Annotated in this window: 14 protein-coding genes; 6 read left to right on the forward strand and 8 right to left on the reverse strand. The window is 63.4% G+C overall.

From position 1 onward, the window contains the following. Positions 1-25 precede the first annotated feature (25 nt). The 3 genes from xylB to CK224_RS14335 form a co-directional block, all read right to left on the reverse strand. On the reverse strand, positions 26-1,480 hold the full coding sequence (gene xylB, locus CK224_RS14325; protein ID WP_095782215.1) for a xylulokinase: 1,455 nt from the start codon (positions 1,478-1,480) through the stop codon (positions 26-28). An 82-nt stretch (positions 1,481-1,562) separates the two neighbouring features. Next, positions 1,563-2,888 (reverse strand): tetratricopeptide repeat protein, encoded by a 1,326-nt coding sequence (locus tag CK224_RS14330; RefSeq protein WP_095782216.1) that lies wholly within the window; start codon positions 2,886-2,888, stop codon positions 1,563-1,565. 110 nt (positions 2,889-2,998) lie between these two features. Further along, positions 2,999-3,622: a LysE family translocator gene (locus tag CK224_RS14335; RefSeq protein ID WP_066996047.1), complete on the reverse strand. Its 624-nt coding sequence runs from the start codon at positions 3,620-3,622 to the stop codon at positions 2,999-3,001. A 230-nt stretch (positions 3,623-3,852) separates the two neighbouring features. Between CK224_RS14335 and CK224_RS14340 the strand changes: the two genes are divergently transcribed. From CK224_RS14340 to CK224_RS14370, 6 genes are all read left to right on the forward strand, one after another. After that, entirely contained in the window at positions 3,853-4,620 is a 768-nt protein-coding gene (locus CK224_RS14340) for a L,D-transpeptidase (RefSeq protein WP_095776964.1), read from the forward strand. 122 nt (positions 4,621-4,742) lie between these two features. Next, the gene (locus CK224_RS14345) at positions 4,743-5,909 is read left to right on the forward strand and encodes a diphosphate--fructose-6-phosphate 1-phosphotransferase (protein ID WP_066996041.1); all 1,167 of its coding nucleotides are present in this window, start codon (positions 4,743-4,745) and stop codon (positions 5,907-5,909) included. Beyond that, complete coding sequence (locus tag CK224_RS14350) at positions 5,909-6,655, forward strand: MBL fold metallo-hydrolase (RefSeq protein ID WP_170950293.1); 747 nt, start codon at positions 5,909-5,911, stop codon at positions 6,653-6,655. The genes CK224_RS14345 and CK224_RS14350 overlap by 1 nt, the downstream gene beginning before the upstream one ends. Positions 6,656-6,846: 191 nt before the next feature. Continuing rightward, on the forward strand, positions 6,847-8,391 hold the full coding sequence (locus CK224_RS14355) for a DegQ family serine endoprotease (RefSeq protein ID WP_066996035.1): 1,545 nt from the start codon (positions 6,847-6,849) through the stop codon (positions 8,389-8,391). A gap of 627 nt (positions 8,392-9,018) precedes the next feature. Beyond that, positions 9,019-9,225: a DUF680 domain-containing protein gene (locus CK224_RS14365; RefSeq protein ID WP_066996029.1), complete on the forward strand. Its 207-nt coding sequence runs from the start codon at positions 9,019-9,021 to the stop codon at positions 9,223-9,225. A gap of 147 nt (positions 9,226-9,372) precedes the next feature. Continuing rightward, positions 9,373-9,603, forward strand: a complete 231-nt coding sequence (locus CK224_RS14370) for a DUF680 domain-containing protein (RefSeq protein ID WP_066996024.1) — start codon at positions 9,373-9,375, stop codon at positions 9,601-9,603. A 105-nt stretch (positions 9,604-9,708) separates the two neighbouring features. Here the strand turns inward: CK224_RS14370 and ugpC are convergent, their stop codons facing one another. The 5 genes from ugpC to CK224_RS14395 all read right to left on the reverse strand — a co-directional run bounded on the left by ugpC (position 9,709) and on the right by CK224_RS14395 (position 16,222). Further along, complete coding sequence (gene ugpC, locus CK224_RS14375; protein WP_095782217.1) at positions 9,709-10,821, reverse strand: sn-glycerol-3-phosphate ABC transporter ATP-binding protein UgpC; 1,113 nt, start codon at positions 10,819-10,821, stop codon at positions 9,709-9,711. A 33-nt stretch (positions 10,822-10,854) separates the two neighbouring features. Continuing rightward, positions 10,855-12,519 carry an alpha-glucosidase gene (locus CK224_RS14380; RefSeq protein ID WP_095782218.1) on the reverse strand — a complete coding sequence of 555 codons (1,665 nt, stop codon included), beginning with the start codon at positions 12,517-12,519 and terminating at the stop codon, positions 10,855-10,857. Between the two features lie 4 nt (positions 12,520-12,523). Beyond that, positions 12,524-13,678 carry a carbohydrate ABC transporter permease gene (locus CK224_RS14385; RefSeq protein ID WP_066996015.1) on the reverse strand — a complete coding sequence of 385 codons (1,155 nt, stop codon included), beginning with the start codon at positions 13,676-13,678 and terminating at the stop codon, positions 12,524-12,526. A 1-nt stretch (position 13,679) separates the two neighbouring features. Continuing rightward, complete coding sequence (locus CK224_RS14390) at positions 13,680-14,693, reverse strand: sugar ABC transporter permease (protein WP_066996012.1); 1,014 nt, start codon at positions 14,691-14,693, stop codon at positions 13,680-13,682. 173 nt (positions 14,694-14,866) lie between these two features. Then, positions 14,867-16,222 (reverse strand): ABC transporter substrate-binding protein, encoded by a 1,356-nt coding sequence (locus CK224_RS14395; protein WP_095782219.1) that lies wholly within the window; start codon positions 16,220-16,222, stop codon positions 14,867-14,869. Positions 16,223-16,549 lie beyond the last annotated feature (327 nt).

Consider the following 16,549-nt stretch of genomic DNA (forward strand, 5'->3'; position numbering starts at 1 on the left):
GCAGAGGGGGGTGCCTCGCGCATACTCACGCGGTTACCGCCCTGATCGCCGGATAGAGCGCACGATAGCGTTGATAAGCATCTGCATACGCCCCACCAAGCCCGGCATCCGGTTCGATCGTCGCATCGGTCGCCGGCGCGGTGCAAACGGCAAGCGGATCGGCGCCGGTCGCGGCGATCAGCCCGAGACGCGCCGCGCCAAAGGCGGCGCCGAAATCGCCGTCGGCCGGGATGTCGACCGGCAGCTGCAACGCGGTGGCGATCGCCTTCAGCCAGTAGCGCGAGCGAGAGCCGCCGCCGATCGCCGTCACCCTGGTCAGGGTCGTGCCGGCCGTTTTCAGCGCCTCGATGCTGTCGCGGAAGGCAAACGCCACGCCTTCGAGCACGGCCTGGGTCAGCACGGCGCGGCTCGATTGATGCGCGAGGCCGGTGAAGGAACCACGAATGGCCGCATCATTATGCGGCGTGCGCTCGCCGGAGAGATAGGGCAGGAAAGCCACGCCTGTCGGCGCCTTGAGCTTGTCGCCGAGCTCGCCGGTCAGGTCGCCGGCGCCTTTGCCGGTGATCTCCGACAGCCAGTTGAGCGAATCGGTGGCCGACAGGATGACCCCCATCTGGTGCCAGGTGTTGGGCAGCGCATGGCAGAAGGTGTGCACCGCGCTTTCCGGATTGGGCAGATAGGAGGCGTTGGCGGCAAACAGCACCCCCGACGTGCCGAGCGACACGAAGGCGTGGCCGGCGCCCACGGTGCCCATGCCGCAGGCCGACGCCGCATTGTCACCGGCACCGCCGGCGACGGGAATGCCTGAAGCAATGCCCCATTTCGAGGCAAGCTCGCCGCGCAAGCCGCCGGCCTTTGCCGTGCCTTCGACCAGCGACGGCATATGCTTCTCGTCGAGCGTTGTCGCGGCAAGCAGTTCGGAGGACCACCGCCGCTTGCCGACGTCGAGCCAGGACGTGCCAGCCGAATCCGACATCTCCGAAATATGCTCGCCGGTCAGCCAGAGCCGCAGATAGTCCTTGGGCAGGAGCACCTTGGCGACAGCGGCAAAAACACTGGGCTCGTTGTCCTTCACCCACACCAGCTTCGGCGCCGTGAAGCCCGGGAAGACGATGTTTCCGGTGAGCTTGCGGAAACGCGGGTCGGCGTCGAGCGCCGCTGCCTCGACATGGCTGCGGGTGTCGTTCCAAAGGATGCAGGGACGCAGCACCTTGTCCGAGGCGTCGAGCAGGGTCGCGCCATGCATCTGGCCGGAGAGGCCGATACCCTTGACCGCTGCAAGCTCCTTGGGATGGCAAGTCTTGAGCTCGGCAATCGCTGTCTGGCAGGCTTCGATCCAGTGCGCCGGATTCTGTTCGGACCAGCCGGCATGCGGCCGCGAGACGTCCAGCGAGCCGTGGCCGGACCCGACGACCGTCTGGCGATCATCGATCAGGAGCGCCTTGACGCCCGAGGTGCCCAGGTCGAGGCCGAGATACATGATTTCCTCCCGATGCCGTTAATTTTTTCGGGTCTCGAAAAAATCTGGCTTGGCCAGTTCTTAAGCCAAGATCCGCCTCCGGTCAATTCTCTGACAAATCGGCCGCGCGGCGCGAGAACAGCGCCGACAGCGGGCTGTCCGGCCGCGCCAGCTGACGCTCGGCGGTCAACGCCCGTGCCAGCGCGCTGTCACCGGCACGCAGCGCCGCCTCGATCAGCATCAGGTCGATCACGTCGCGTTGTGCATGGCTGCCGCCGAAGCGGTGCGCGATCCAGCGGATTGGCCGGATCAGGCGCACGACTTCTCCGTAGTTGCCCTCGCCGAATGCTTTGATCGCCAAGGTCAGAGGGTGGCCAACGTCGCGCGTGAATGCGGCGTTGTCGTCATCGCCGCGCATTGCTTCGCGCTGCGCTTCGAGCAGGGTCTGCGCCGGCGCGTGCAGCCCGGCGCCGACAAAAGCCATCATCGCATGCGCATCGTTGAAGGCGTAATTGCCGGCGGCCGCCTTTGGCGCCCAGTTCGCCGCAAGCGCCGCCCAGCGGTCGCCGACATCGACGCCACGGAGATAAAGCCGCCACAGGATCGCCGAGGCGTCGACCATGTTGAGCGCCAGCGTCGAGCGGTCGCCGTAGATCGGCCCGTCATAGAGCTGGAGCACCTCGTTTGTCTCGCCGAGATCGTAGTGGAACAGCGCCAGATGCCACCAATTATGGATCTTGAGGAAGCTGTCCTTCGTCCACGCCTCCGGATTGGCGCGCATCCAGGCGATGCCCTCCCTTTGCCGGCTTTGCATTTCCATGACATGCGCGACCGCGTGCTGCGCCCAGCCGTCGCGCGGCTCGATCTCGATGGCCTGCCGGCCGAAGGCTTCGGCGCGCGCATAGTCGCCCATTTCCTCCAGCCCGAAGGCCTGCATGCCGAGAACGGCGTGGTAGCCCGGCATGTCCTTCTCCCAAGCCGGCAACGCCCGACCGATGCGGTCGCGCAGCATGCGCGCATTGCCGATGAAGAAGTCGATCTGGTGGCCAACCTGCAGCGCCACCGCATCGAGCGGATTGTCGATGGCGATGTCCTCGAGGATGCGGGCGGCGTCATGCCAGCGGCCGCTGGCAAGATGGCCGAGCGCCGCGACATGCGCCCGTTCGCGCGCGGTGCCGGCGAGCGGCAGCGCCGCCGCATGGCAGGTTTGCGCAATCGCCGTCGCCTCCCGCTCGGTGGCGAGGCCGAACAGATAGCCCTTGAACACATGCGCCATCACGAAGCTGGGCTCATCGGCGATCGCGCTATCGATGGAGCCGACCGGGTCGCCGATGAAGCACTGCAGCTCACGGACGGCTCTGGCGTAGGACGAAAGCCCGGCTTCGGTCGCGCCCGAGTGCGTCAGGCCGAATGCGTCCTTCAGCGCCATGCCGCGTCCTTTGATGCCTATTCGTCCGGTCGGACCGATGCGATCCTAGAACATCGACCGTCGGCCCGCCAACCGGCGAGGGCTTCGACTGTGTCGAACCGGACTTCTCCTCAATTCCCCGAACGCATCGCCACCGTGGCGATGCCGGCGCCGACAAGCAATGTCCCGCCGGTGCGGTTGAAGATACGGATCGCCCTTGGGTTGCGCACGATGGCGCGCGCTCGTGAAGCAATCAGCGCATAGCCGAAGGCATTGCTGAATGCGAGCGCCAGGAAGGTCGCTTCGAAGATCAGCATCTGCGTCCAGAAATCGGCATGCCGGTCGAGAAACTGCGGCAGGAAGGCGACGAAGAACGTGATGCTCTTCGGGTTGAGCGCCGTGACCAGCCAGGCATGCGCCATCATCCTTGCCGCCGACACGGCGTCGGTGCGCGGTTCGGCCTTCAGCGCGCCGCCGGCGCGGAACAGTTTTATGCCGAGATAGATGAGGTAGCCGGCGCCGATCACCTTGAGCACGGTGAACACAGTGGCCGAAGCCGCAAGCAGCGCGCCGATGCCGAGCATCGAAAGCGTCATGGCGGTGAAATCGCCGAGCGCGACGCCGACTGCCATCGGCAGCGCCGTACGCCAGCCCTGGCCGAGCGCATAGGAGACGACCAAGAGGATCGTCGGGCCCGGGATGACGAGGAGGATGGCGGAGGCGGCGGCAAAGGCAGCCCAGTTTTCGAAGGACATTTCCCTACTCCTTGAGCGCAAAGAACAGGATAAATCCTGGGGTATGCGAGATTGTAAAGAGGCGTTGGAGAAAATCTTCGGCGCCGGCCTGCCCTGGCGCCTGGCCCGGACAACGCCTTGTCAGGGTTAAGTGCGGGCAAAGTTCTTTCACCCTTTTTCAACCATGACTGACGAAAATTGCAGCCATTCGGCCGGACCGTGCTTCCCGCCGACAGCGTAGGGTTTGGTGTATGCGCGAGTTGCCGCAAAGTCTGACGCCGCCTTCGAGCGGCGAAACTGTCGAAACCGAAGTTCCGCTTTCCCGCCGCGCCATGCTTTCAGGCATGGGCGCCATGGCGCTGCTCGGCATGGCCGGCTGCAGCACCACCGACACGCTCGACCTGCCGCAATTGCAGATCGACGACACCACCACCGGATCGGTGCCGATCCGACCGGCGATCAGCGTCGACAAGAACATCACTGGTCCCGACGTGATGTATGCTGCCTTGACCGACAACGGCTTCCAGGTCCCGGCGGTGCCCTACCAGAAGGTCAAGCCGGAGTTCCGCCGCCAGATCGTCGTCGACAAGACCGGCGAAGCGCCCGGCACCATCGTCGTGCATTTGCAGGAGCGCATGCTCTATCTCGTCCAGCCCGGCGGCGACGCCATCCGCTACGGCGTCGGCATCGGTAAGGACGGCTTCCGCTGGTCGGGCCGCGCCAACATCCAGTACGGCAAGGAATGGCCGGTCTGGACGCCGCCGCCAGAGATGGTCAAGCGCAAGCCGGAACTGGTGAAATGGCAGGGCGGCCAGCCCGGCGGCCTGACCAATCCGCTGGGCGCCCGCGCGCTTTACATCTACCAGAACGGCAAGGACACCGGTTACCGCATCCACGGCTCGCCCGAATGGTGGACCATCGGCCAGGCGATGTCGTCGGGCTGCGTGCGGCTGATCAACCAAGACATCATCGACCTCTACAACAGGGTATCGAAGAAGAACCCAGTCGTCGTCGTCTGATTTTTTCGGCGGTCAGCACGGCCGCTATTTTTTCGGGATCATGCTCCTCCTTTCTCCCGTTGCGTGATGCCGCAAGACAGGCGAAGGTGCTCTGAAAAGCTTCGCCTCGGGAGAGAACGATCATGGCCGGAACCTTTGTCATCGCGCAGGGCGGCGGCCCGACTGCCGTCATCAATCAGACGGTCGTCGGCGCCACGCTGGAGATCCGCAAGCGGCATCCCGGCGCCAAGGTGCTCGGCTCGATCCATGGCGTGCGCGGCATCCGCGACGGCAACTATGTCGACCTCTCAGCCATCCCCGAAGATCGGCTGCGGCTGATCGCCGGCACCCCGAGCGCCGCCCTTGGCTCGACCCGCGACAAGCCCGACGCGGCCTATTGCGAGGTCATCCTCAACGGCCTCAAGAAGGCCGGCGCCGATGCCTTCATCTATATCGGCGGCAACGACACTTCGGGCACCCAGCAGATCCTGACCGACGCCGCCGGCGGCGCGATCGCCTTCGTGCATGCGCCGAAAACCATCGACAACGATCTCGAGGAGAACGACCATACACCGGGCTTCATCTCGGCGGCCGAATTCGTCGCCGGCGCTTTCCTGTCGGTCGATTTGGATTTCCGCGCGTTGCCCGGCATTTATGTCGGCATCGTCATGGGCCGGCACGCCGGCTTCCTGACTGCCGCGGCCGCCGCCTGGCAGCTCGATCCGGATAGCGGTCCGCATCTGGTCTATGTACCGGAGCGCGCCTTCTCCGCCGAACGTTTCATCGATGATGTCCGCAGGACGCTCGACCGCCACAAGCGCTGCATCGTCGCCGTCTCGGAAGGCGTCAGCACCGCCGACGGCAAGGCGTTGGTCGAGAGCCTGGTGCCGCCGGAAAAGCTCGAGCGCGACCAGCACGGCAACGTCAAATTGTCGGGCAGCGATCTGCCGGCGGCGCTCGAACGCGCTTTGGCGGAAGGCCTGCCAGGCAAGCGGGCGCGCGTCGATGCCCTGGGCTATATGCCGCGCGGCTATGTCGGGGCGATCAGCCCCGTGGACGCCAAGGAAGCCTTCGAAGCCGGCGCGTTCGCGGTCGCCGTTGCCGGGGAGGGTGGCGGCTCGGTGGCGCTGCAATATGACGGCACCAAGACCGTGCTGAAGAAGGTGCCGCTCGAGGCTGTGGCCGGCAAGACCCGCCACATGCCGGACAATTTCATGAAGCCGGACGTCAACCAGTTGTCCGAGGCCGGCATGGCCTATCTGAAGCGGTTGGTGCCGGAAAAATACAAGGTCGGAAAGCCGTTCGTCTGATGGGCGACCTTGTGGTGGGCGACTGGTTCGGCAAATCCATTGTCGATGCCAGAACGACGATGCTGACCGAGCCATTCGTGCACGATTTCGTGCGCGCCAATATTTGGCATTTCAAGGGCCGGGACGCCGACCTGCTGGTCGACACCGGCATGGGCATCTGCCCGCTGGCGCCCGAGATCGACAGCCCGGCCGGCAAGCCGCTGATCGTCGTCGCCACCCACATTCATCTCGACCATGTCGGCTCGCTGCACGAATTCCCGCTCAGGATGGGGCCGAAGGTCAGTGCGGCGGAGTTCGATGGCATGGATGATGCCGTCACCTACGCCAACATGTTCCACAATCTCGATGATGCGGTGTCCAAATTGCCGGCGCCCGGCTGGAAGGCGGCTGACTATCGCATCCCTTCCGCACCGTTGACGCGAATGCTCGACGAGGGCGACATCGTCGACCTCGGCGATCGGAAATTCCGCGTGCTGCATCTGCCCGGACATTCGCCGGATTCGATCGCGCTGTTCGATGAGGCCGACGGCCTGTTCTTCGCCGGCGACGCCATCTATGACGGCATGCTGATCGACGACCTGCCGGATTCGGACCGCGCCGCCTATTGCCGCACCATGCAGCGGCTGCTCGACCTGCCGATACGCCTCGGCCATGGCGGCCATGGCCCGAGTTTCGGCCGCGCGAGGATGGGAGAGATCGCGTCTTCCTACCTACGCCGCCGAGAGCGCTTCGTGAGCGCTCTCTGAATTAAATCTTTGTAAGGTCGCGCCAAAACCCTAATTCGGACCATTCCACGCCCTAAATGCGTGGCTGTCGATCCGGCCGGCTGCCAAGCATGGCGAGACGGGCAATCCCGGCCGTCGACACGCCGACGGGCGCGTCCTTGGAGAGAGCCGTCCGCGGCGCCGGATCAACTCTCGCCCGGACAGAAACGACCATGTCACCATTTAGCATTCTTCGCAGACATCGCGTCGCGGCCCTGCTGGGCGCTGCGCTGATCATCTCCCCCGTCGTTGTTTCCTTTGCGCAAAATCCCGGCAATGCCGGCCTGAGCAACGTGGTCGCGACGACACAGACGCCGGTCGCCGGCATTACCGCCCCGAACGGCTCGTTCGCGCCGGTTGTCGCCACCACCAAGCCGGCAGTCGTGACCGTGACGACCGTGATGAAAGCCCAGCCCGGCGCGACGGACGACGGCTCGCCTTTCGACGGCAATTCGCCCTTCGACCAGTATTTCCAGCAGTTCTTCGGCGACCAGGGCATCCCGATGCCCAAGACGCCGCCGCAGCAGGCGCCGCGGCAGGAGGCTTTGGGCTCCGGCTTCATCGTCGGGTCCGATGGCACCATCGTCACCAACAACCACGTCATCGACGGCGCGACCTCGATCAAGGTGACGCTCGACGACGGCACCGAGCTTCCCGCCAAGCTCGTCGGCCACGACGCAAAGAACGATCTGGCGGTGCTCAAGGTCAAGGCGAGCAAGCCGCTGCCGACCGTCAAATGGGGCGATTCCGACAAGCTGATGACCGGCGACCAGGTGCTGGCGATCGGCAATCCGTTCGGCATCGGCACCACGGTCACCGCCGGCATCGTCTCGGCGCGCGGCCGCGACCTGCACAGCGGGCCGTTCGACGATTTCATCCAGATCGACGCGCCGATCAACCACGGCAATTCCGGCGGCCCGCTTGTCGACGTGAAGGGCAATGTGGTCGGCATCAACACGGCGATCTATTCGCCCAATGGCGGCAGCGTCGGCGTCGGCTTCGCCATTCCTTCGGACCAGGCACAAAAAGTGGTCGACAAGCTTATGAAGGGCGGTGACATCGAATACGGCTATCTTGGCGTGCAGATCCAGCCGGTCACGCAGGACGTCGCTAGCGCCATCGGCCTCGACCATCCGGGCGGCGCGCTGGTCGCGGCGGTCACCGACGGTTCGCCGGCGGCCAAGGCCGGCATCGAGACCGGCGACGTCATCACCGGCTTCGCCGGCCAGGAGATCAAGGACCCCAAGGATCTGTCGCGCGCCGTCGCCGACGTCTCCCCCGGCAGCAAGGAAACGCTGAGTGTCTGGCGCAACGGCAAGGCGATGCAGATCTCGGCCGATGTCGGCCGCAATGCCGAAGACCAGAAGACCGCCTCGAATGACGAGGGCGGCAAGCCATCTGCCGAACAGGGCCTGCGCGTGCCCTCGCTCGGCCTTGGCCTTACGGACCTCACGCCGGACATCCGGGAGCAGCTCAACCTGGCCGACAATCAGCGCGGCGCCGTGGTCGAGCGCGTCAACCCGGACAAGGCGGCCTCCGCGGCCGGCATTGAACCCGGCGATGTCATCGTCGCCGTCGACCGCACGCCGGTGAAAAACGCAAGGCAAGCGAACCAGGCGATCGCCGAGGCCGGCAAGTCCGGCAGGAAGTCGGTGCTGCTGCTGGTCGATCGCGGCGACGCGCAGATATTCGTCGCCGTGCCTTTCGCCGCCGGCTGAGAAAGGTTTCCAAGGAGCCTGCCGGCCTCTTCGGCAGGCTCCGCCGACAAGATTTCGGTTGCCCGCAAACGAGGTCGACTTCCGCGACGAGTTGATTGAACTGGACGATCGTCGCGACGGCTTCGATCTGGTGCTGACGCTGACGCGCGAGCAGGCTCGGCGCCCGGCCGGCGCGATCCTTCCAGATCGGAGAGAAGGACGCTCAGACGAGGCTGCGCCCAGAGTTGCCGACGCCTTTGACCCGTGGGCGGCAACGCTCCCGAATCAAGCCGGTAGGTCCAAAATGGTTAAGCGGTATCGGAAAGTGACTATTAGGAGATTCTAAAATCGAACCGAACAGTTCGTTTCTGTTGACGGTGCGTGCAGGGCGGGGTGAACATCGGCGCGCGTGTACACTTGGTGAGCCAAATGGATAAGTGCGATAACTAACTGATTCAACAGTGTAAAAACCGATCGTGGCGGGCGATTGGTACAATTTCAAGATGGGGATTCATGGTCCAGCCGAAACAACTTCGTGATTGGAATCCGGCAGCCGGCTCACCCACATCGGGCCTTGTCCGAACGACGCGATTTTCACTCCCAAGACACGCCGCTAGACGGACGAAAAAACATACTGGAGTACCAAAAATGAAAAAGATTGTTCTCACTGCCGCCGCCCTTCTGGCCATTTCCGGCAGCGCCTTCGCTGGTAGCGACAACTACGGTTCCAACGCCGCCAATCAGCCGGCCGCCGCGGTCGACACTTCTCGCACGGCCTCGACCCACAGGTCGGAAGCGGCCGCTCAGAAGCCCGTCACCCAGGGCGCGGACCACAACCTCTTCGGCAACAATTAAACTGCCGAACCTGGCCATGATCCATGAGGGGCCATGGCCGACAGGAGACAGGCGGTGGGTTCACCCGCCGCGTCCCCAGGCATGTCGCCCAAAAGTGTACCGCAGTTTTGGAAAACGACATCAGGTTAAGAATTCAGGAGTATTGAAATGAAGAAGATCGTTCTTGCCGCAACGGCCGTTCTGGCCCTCTCCGGCGCAGCTTTCGCAGGCAGCGACAATTACGGCTCGGCTGGCGCCAGCCAGCAGGCCCCTGCCGTCGACACGACCCGCACTTCGTCGGTGGGCACCGACTCGCCGGTCTACAAGCTGCTGAACTCGTCGAATGACGTGCACAAGTCGGCCCCGCAGGGCAGCGACCGCAATCTGTTCGGCCGCTAACAGCCGCAAGCAGTTGACGAAAAAGGAGCGGCGAGGCCAAACCTCGCCGCTCTTTCTTTATCCGGACCGCCTCGTGCCTCATGGCCGAAACGGCAGCACCGAGCGTCAGGCCGCCTTCGCCTCGTCGCGATGCAGCGTGAAGGAATGCCCCTCCGCGTCGAAGATGTGCAGATCCCCGGCGCCGGCACTGAGCCGCAGCGTCTCGCCGCGCTTGACCTCGACATTTCCCGGCAGTTTGGCCACCAGCGGCAGATCGGCGCGGCCGATGTCGACATAGACGAGCTGAACCTCGCCGAGCTGCTCGATATAATCGACCTTGCCTTCGAACAGGTAATCCGTCCCCGTCGCGATCGCGAGATCCTCGGGCCGCACGCCGAAGCTCACCGCCGCGCCGTTCGCCGAAGCGGGCGTTGTGATCGGCACCGTCGCCTTGCGGTCGCCGACATGGCTGACCACGGTCGGATTGCCGGCCTTCTCGATCTTCGCCGGCAATATGTTCATGGCCGGCGATCCGATGAACTGGGCGACGAAGAGATTGCCCGGCCGCTTGTAGAGCTCCATCGGCGTGCCGACCTGCTCGACGACGCCTTCCTTCAGCACCACGATGCGGTCCGCCAGCGTCATCGCCTCGACCTGGTCGTGCGTGACGTAGATCATCGTCGTGTTCGGCATCGATTCTTTCAGTTTGGCGATCTCGATGCGGGTGGCGACGCGCAGTGCCGCATCGAGATTCGACAGCGGCTCGTCGAACAGGAACACCTTCGGATTGCGCACGATGGCACGGCCGATGGCGACGCGCTGGCGCTGGCCGCCCGACATCGCCTTGGGCAGGCGGTCGAGATACTTGGTGAGCTGCAGGATCTCGGCCGCCTGGCGCACGCGCTTGTCGATCTCGGCCTTGCTTTCCTTGCCGATCTTCATCGAGAAGGCCATGTTGTCGTACACGGTCATATGCGGATAGAGCGCATAGGACTGGAACACCATGGCGATGCCCCGCTTCGAAGGCGGCACGTCGTTCACAACTTCGCCGTCGATCTGGAGCACGCCGGAGGTGATTTCCTCGAGACCGGCAATCGACCTCAGCAATGTCGACTTGCCGCAGCCCGACGGCCCGACGAACACGATGAACTCGCCCGATTTGATGTCGAGGTCGATGCCGTGGAGAATGTTGAGGTTGCCGTATGATTTCTTCACCTGGTTCAGCGTGACATCGGCCATGGTTTCCTCTCCCAGTGATTGTCTGTTCTCAACTCAGTCGATCCGCCCGAACCAGGCGCCATAGCCGCCAAGGCGGATGGGCCCGGTGCCACCTTGTCCCGAAAAGCCATGTCCCGGCAAGGTCTGCAGCGAGCCCTTGCCGAGATCGACTTCGGCCGGCTTGCTGCCGAGGTTGAAGACGCAGGCGATGCGCTCGTTGCCTTCGCGGCGCGTGAAGGCGACGGTGTCGCCATCGCTTTCGATGAAGTCGATGGCGCCCTTGCCCAGCGCCGGATGCTGACGCCGGAAGGCGAGAAAGCGCCGGTAGTGCTCGAGCAGCGAGCCCGGATCGCCCTGCTGCACATTCACGGCTTGCGCCAGATGCTTGCCCGGCACCGGCAGCCATGGCTTGGCGGTCGAGAAGCCGCCATTCTTGGCCGCCGCATCCCACACCATCGGCGTGCGGCAGCCGTCGCGGCCCTTGAATTCCGGCCAGAAACGGATGCCGTAGGGGTCTTGCAGGTCCTCGAATTTGAGTTCCGCCTCGCCGAGGCCGAGCTCTTCGCCCTGATAGATGCAGACCGAGCCGCGCAGCGACATCAACAGCGCCGAGATTACCTTGAGATAAGCGCTCGGGTCCGCTTCGTTGGCGGCCCAGCGCGAGGCCACGCGCATCACGTCATGATTGGAGAAGGCCCAGCACGACCAGCCGTCGCTGGCGACCCGACCGAAAGACTCCAGTACCGCCCGCACCTTGGCGGCGCTGATCTTTTCCGGTGCCAGGAAGTCGAAGGAATAGCACATGTGAACGCGCTTGCCGTCGGCGGTGTAGGCGGCCACCACTTCCAGCCCGCGCTGCGAATCGCCGACCTCGCCGACGGCGGCTTGCGCCGGATATTCGTCGAGCAGCGCGCGGAAGCGCTCAAGGAAACCGAGATTCTCCGGCCGGCTCTTGTCGTAGATATGGTCCTGGTAATTGTAGGGGTTCACGGCCGGCGCCGTCTGGTCGTTGCGCTCTTCCGGCGGCAGCGGCGGGTTGTCCTCCAGCCCCAGGCTGTGGAAGTAGAAATTGATGGTGTCGAGGCGAAAGCCGTCGACGCCGCGCTCCAGCCAGAAGCGGGTGATGTTGAGCAGCGCGTCCTGGACCTCGGCGTTGTGGAAGTTGAGATCGGGCTGCTCGGCCAGGAAATTATGCATGTAATATTGCTGGCGGCTTGTATCCCATTGCCAGGCCGAGCCGCCGAAGATCGACAGCCAGTTGTTGGGCGGCGTGCCGTCGGGCTTGGCGTCCGCCCACACATACCAGTCGGCTTTCGGATTGGTCCGGCTGGAGCGGCTTTCCTTGAACCAGGGGTGGATGTCGGCGGTGTGCGACAGCACCTCGTCGATCATCACCTTGAGGCCCAACCGATGGGCTTCCGCCACCAGCGCGTCGAAGTCGGCCAGCGTGCCGAACATCGGATCGACGTCGCAATAGTCCGACACATCGTAGCCGAAATCCTTCATCGGCGATTTGAAGAAGGGCGAGATCCAGATGGCGTCGACGCCGAGCGAGGCGATGTAGGGCAGCCGCCGGACAATGCCTTGCAGGTCGCCGATGCCGTCGCCGTTCGAGTCCTGATAAGAGCGCGGATAGATCTGGTAGATCACCGCGCCCCGCCACCAGTCGCGGTCGACGGCGGGGTCCGGTCTCGAACTCGTCTTCAAAGCCGATTGCATTGTCTCAACCTCCTTTCACCGAGCCGGCAAGCAGCCCGCGGACGAAATAGCGCTGCAGTGAGAAGAACACGATCAGCGGCACGATGATGGTGATGAAGGCCGATGTCGTAAGGATTTCCCAATTGCCGCCTCTCGAGCCGAGCAGCGCGTTGAGTTGCGCCGTCAGCACGATCTGGTCGGGCGCCGTGCCGAGGAAAACCATCGCCACCAACAGATCGTTCCACACCCACAGGAATTGAAAGATGGCGAAGGAGGCAAGCACCGGGAAGGACAGCGGCAGCACGATCTTGACGAAGATCTCGAAATCGCTGGCGCCGTCGATCCGTGCCGATTCCATGATCTCGCGCGGCAGGCCGGCGATATAGCTTCTGAGCAGGTAGATGGCGAAGGGCAGGCCGAAGCCGGTATGCGCCAGCCAGATGCCGAGATAGGTTTTCGACGGCACACCGAAGAAGGTCCCGACGCCGTTGTAGAGCTTGAGCAGCGGGATCAGCGACATCTGCAGCGGCACCACGAGCAGACCGATGATCACCGCAATCAGCAGCGCCCTTCCGGGAAAGCGCATCCAGGCCAACGCATAGGCGGCGAAGGCCGCAATCAGGATCGGGATCACCGTCGCCGGAATGGTCACGGTCAGCGAGTTCATGAAGGAGCGGCCGATACCTTGCGACAGAAGCACGTTCTCGTAGTTTTCCGTGGTGAATTTCGGCGGCGCCGAGGAGGCATAATAGACACGCTGGCCGCGATCGCCTTCGAAGGCCTTCGGCGAAGACAGCACGAACGTGCCGTCGGCGTTGACCTGCAGCGACACCCCATCGCCGAGATCGGCGGCCGTGCCGGCCTTGTATTGTGTCGGCGCCGCCGCCTTGGTGCCGAAGGCGCTGATCGCACGCTTGGCGCCATCGCCGAAGACGTTGCCTTCGATGACGTATTTGCCGTCCTTCTGGGTTTGTGCGGACGCAGCCGGCAGACGCCCAGCCTCGGTCTGGCTGGAGCTTGAGAAGGAGTTCCACCAACCCGACGCGATGATCTGGTCCTTGTCGCGCAGCGACGACACGAGGATGCCGAGTGTCGGGATGGTCCAGATGACGACGAAGACCAGCACGGCGAGATGAACGCCGAATCGGCCGACGAAGGACTTTCCGCGGGTCGCAGCCATCTCAGTGTCCTCCCGTCTCTTTGTTGGCCTGGCGAATGTTCCAGACCATGATCGGGATGACCGCGATCATGATGATGATGGCGATCGTGGCGCCGCGGCCGAAATCGCCGCCGCCGCGGAACATCCAGTCGAACATCAGATTGGCGAGCACCTGGCTGTTCCATTGGCCGTTGGTCATGGTCAGCACGATGTCGAACACTTTCAGCACCAGGATGGTGATGGTGGTCCAGACAACTGCGATCGTCCCCCAGATCTGCGGCACCATGATCTTCCAGAAGATCTGGAACGGGTTGGCGCCGTCGATGACGGCCGCCTCCAGCGTCTCTTCCGGAATGCCGCGCAAGGCCGACGACAGGATCACCATGGCGAACCCTGTCTGGATCCAGATCAGGATCACCATCAGGAAGAAATTGTTCCAGAACGGCAGCGATATCCAGACCTGCGGCTGGCCGCCGAAATACTGGATGATGGCGTTGAGCAGGCCGATCTGCACCTGGCCCTCGCCGCGATACTCGTAAATGAATTTCCAGATCACGCTGGCGCCGACGAAAGAAATCGCCAGCGGCAGGAAGATAAGGCTCTTGGCGATCGTTCCCCACCAGATCTTGTCGGTGAGCACGGCGATGATCAGGCCGAGGAAGGTGCAGGCCGCCGGCACCACCGCCAGCCATAAGATGTTGTTGAAGATCGAGTTGCGGAAATCCTGGTCGCTGAACGCCCATTGGTAGTTGGCGAGGCCGACGAAGTGCTCGCCGCCGCGGTCGAGAAAAGAGAGCCGCAGCGTCTCGATCACCGGATAGATCAGATAGATGGTCAGGATGATCATCGCCGGCCCGACGAACAGCCATGGCCGCACCAGCCCTTGCCGGCGCAGATTGTCGACGGCGGCGCTGCCGGAGACGCCGCGCGACGGAAAGATCAGATCGAGCAGCTTGTTGGCGCCCCAGAAATACGCGACACAGCCGCCGACGCCGATGATGATGACGAATATGGCCGAGAAAATCTGAGCCGCCATGGGTCCCTCTCCCTGGGCATGACCGGCCGGCCAAGGCTCGGCCGCATGCACCGACTTTCAGTTATTCGGAACAGTCGAGACGCGAAGGCTTCCGGCGTGGGCTGCCGGTCGGACCCGGGCCGTAGCCCGGATCCGGTAGGAGGATGAGGAAGTCTCGGGTCGCGCGCGGCGGCCTACTTGATGGCATCCCAGCTCTTCTGGATATCGGCGGCGACGTCCTGGGCGGACTTGCCGCCGACTAGGTCGATCATGCCGGTCCAGAAGGAGCCTGCGCCGACCTTGCCGGGCATCAGGTCCGAGCCGTCGAAACGCACCGTGGTGGCCCCGACCAGGATCTCGCCCTGCTTCTTCAGCGCGTCGCTGCCATAGGCGTCCTTGTTGGCTCCCTTGAAGGGCGTGACGAAGCTCTTCTGCGCCATCCACAATTCATGCGCGAGCGGCATCTCGAGGAACTTGATGAACTCACGCGAAGCCTTGGAATCCTTTGTGATCATCACCAGCGTTCCGGCCACTTCCAGCGGCGTGCCCAGTTCCGGCTTCGAGGCGTAGGGCGGGTAGGGGAAGAAGTCCGCATCCTGGCCGAGCTTCACATTCTCCGGGAAGAAGGAAGGAATGAACGATGCCTGATGGTGCATGTAGCACTTCGGCGGCACCGTAAAGAGGCCCTTTGGGCTGTCGCGGAAGTCGGTTGCCGCGACTGCCTTGGCACCGCCGTCGACCATCTTGTCGTCGGTTGCGATCTTGCCGAAGATATCGAGGGCGTTGACCACGGCCGGATCGGTGAAGGGAATCTCGTTCTTCACCCATTTGTCGTAGACTTCCGGCGGCTGGGTGCGCAGCATGATGTCCTCGACCCAGTCGGTCGCCGGCCAACCGGTGGCGCCGCCCGAACCCAGCCCGATGCACCAGGGCTTGCCGCCGTCGGCAATGATCTTCTTTTCGAGATCGGCCAGTTCCTCCTGGGTCTTCGGAACTTTGTAGCGGGCCTCCTCGAAATTATCTGGCGAGTACCAGACCAGACCTTTCACGTCGATCTTGTAGGGAAAGGCATAGAAGCCCGGCTTGCCGTCCTTGCCCGTATAGGTGCCGAGCTTGGCCCAGGAGTCGCCGGCGGCATAATTTTCCTTGATCCAGGCGGCGACGTCGTCGCCCAGCGGGGTCAGCACACCCTTGGAAGCGAGATCCTGGATCAGTCCCGGCTGTGGCAGGATGGCGATGTTGGGCGGGCTGCCGGCCTGTGTGTCGATAACGATCTGCTGCTCATAATTCTCCGACGAGGAGTATTTGACCTCTGCTCCCGTCGCCTCGGAGAAATAGTCGAGCACCGAACGCACGAGCGTCTCGTCCTCGCCGCGCCACGGACCGAAGATGGTCAGCGTTTCGCCCTTGAGGTCGACCTTCTTGAGATCGTCGTAATTCGCCCAATGAAACTTCGAATCCTCGCCCGGCTTGAATTTCAGTTCGGCATGTGCCGGCAGGCCAAGGGTGAGCGCAGCGAACGCAGCACCCAAGAGAAGCATTTTCTTCATGGCAGTCCTCCCAGTGTTGAGACAGTTCGGACGAAACCTCCATCTCGTCCGCCGACGCCCACGGAACTGTGACTCAGCGAGAAGGCAACCGCAACCTTTCGAAGAGTCTTCCAAAGCGCTTTGGCTACTCTGATCTCGCCATTGAATTGGGCGGAAGTCAAGAGGGCCGCCGTGCTAATCGATTTAAATCCGCTTGCGAGAAAGGAAAAAGTGCAATGCAGCAAGCTTTTTTGGCGCTGCAGCAGCAATTTCGGCTTCAAACTGCCTGTGGCCGCCCCTAAGGTCATAACGCTGGGCCATGGCGCCAGCGATCCTCGGATCGATTCA

It is taken from the genome of Mesorhizobium sp. WSM3862 (assembly GCF_002294985.1).
In the GTDB taxonomy this organism is placed as follows: Bacteria; Pseudomonadota; Alphaproteobacteria; order Rhizobiales; family Rhizobiaceae; genus Mesorhizobium.